This is a genomic window from Bartonella sp. AA9NXGY, from assembly GCF_042196845.1.
Taxonomy (GTDB): Bacteria; Pseudomonadota; Alphaproteobacteria; order Rhizobiales; family Rhizobiaceae; genus Bartonella.
In genome coordinates, this window is sequence record NZ_JBHIRB010000053.1 from 1 (window position 1) to 1272 (window position 1272).

Consider the following 1272-nt stretch of genomic DNA (forward strand, 5'->3'; position numbering starts at 1 on the left):
GGTTTACAGAAAAAGATAAGCCGCCGCGTTTACCTTGGTTTATCAGGAGCCCCTTTGCTAATTTTTTATATTATTCAACGCCTATAACAGAAGGTCTGAATGACAGAGAGCATCATGAACATCATCTCATGGCAGAGAGGGTTGGTGGTGTTGAAACGCGCCCCGTTAATGTGAGTGTAATTTATGGGATCAAGACATGAGGAGTTGAAATGTCATTAAAACCGTTTGCGATATCAGAGATTAGCGACCCGTCTCAAGTACGGGTCGTTTTGTATTCTGGGGGAGGTTTTGTACATGCGCCGCTTACTGGCGTTTTTGATTTACTGAAAGCCGCTTTGAAAACAGAGCTTGATGGTTCACTGAAAGATTTAGAGAAGCGCTTAGAGACCTTAAGAGAAGAGTTTGAAGATTTGAAAGAGTGTTCATTAGACGAAGTACTCTGAATGATGTGAGGACGAAAGCAGATGAAGATACCCGATCATGAACATGAATATTTGATACCGGTCGCGACGAGAGAAGAAATGATAGCAGGAACTTCTCAAGACAGCGTTGTTGTTCCGAAGCTTTTAGGAACGGCATCTTTGTATTCGTATGAAACCTTTGCGCCGTTAGAGCAGGTTGTTAATGCACGTCAAGAAGCAGAAAAAGCCATGTCGCGTGCGAATGGTGCGCAACAGGTTGCAGAAGAATCGAAGAGGGTTTCGGAACAAGCGCTTAGCGAAGTGACGAAAACAGTTCAAACAGCGACAACAGCGCTTACGACGTCTCATGAAGCGAAGGAAGAAGCTAAAGCAGCGACGACAACGGCTAGCCTTGCGAAAGAGACAGCGGATACAGCCAATGGCTTAGCAGAAGAAGCCAAGAATACTTCTGATGCAGCGAAGCGCATGGCAGAAGAGACAAAAGGAGCAGTCGATAGAGCTACAGGGGAAATCAATAGTACGAAAGGTTCCCTTTCTACGGCATTACAACGTTTTGAAGAGGTCAAACAGAGCAGTGAGAATGCTGTTAATTTATCGACCGAAGCCAAGAGGTTAGCCGATGAATCGAAGACCATTGCAACGCGTGCAGAACAAACAGCAAGAGAAGCTTCACAAACAGCAACAGAGACGACGCAAGTAGCAGCGACGGCGGTAGCAACGTGTCATGAAGTTAAGACTGTAGCCATGCAAGCAAGTCTAAAGGCAGATGGAGCCAAACAGGCAGCCGATGATGCCAAGGATATTGCAGAACAATCAAAAGAGTTATCAGAAGGTGCGACATCTTCTGTTA

General features: G+C 45.4%; 1 protein-coding gene and 2 pseudogenes. All 3 read left to right on the forward strand.

What is annotated here, in order from left to right; all coding sequences use genetic code 11:
* Positions 1-200 (forward strand): annotated as a pseudogene (locus ACFIM6_RS09570) (phage tail protein); the annotation flags it as partial.
* A 9-nt stretch (positions 201-209) separates the two neighbouring features.
* Positions 210-443, forward strand: a complete 234-nt coding sequence (locus tag ACFIM6_RS09575; protein ID WP_375611072.1) for a hypothetical protein — start codon at positions 210-212, stop codon at positions 441-443.
* Between the two features lie 21 nt (positions 444-464).
* Positions 465-1272 (forward strand): annotated as a pseudogene (locus ACFIM6_RS09580) (hypothetical protein); the annotation flags it as partial.

Excerpts from the sequence above, each read along its gene's own strand:
- ACFIM6_RS09575 (WP_375611072.1), top strand. The coding sequence starts at position 210 with ATGTCATTAAAACCGTTTGCGATATCAGAGATTAGCGACCCGTCTCAA.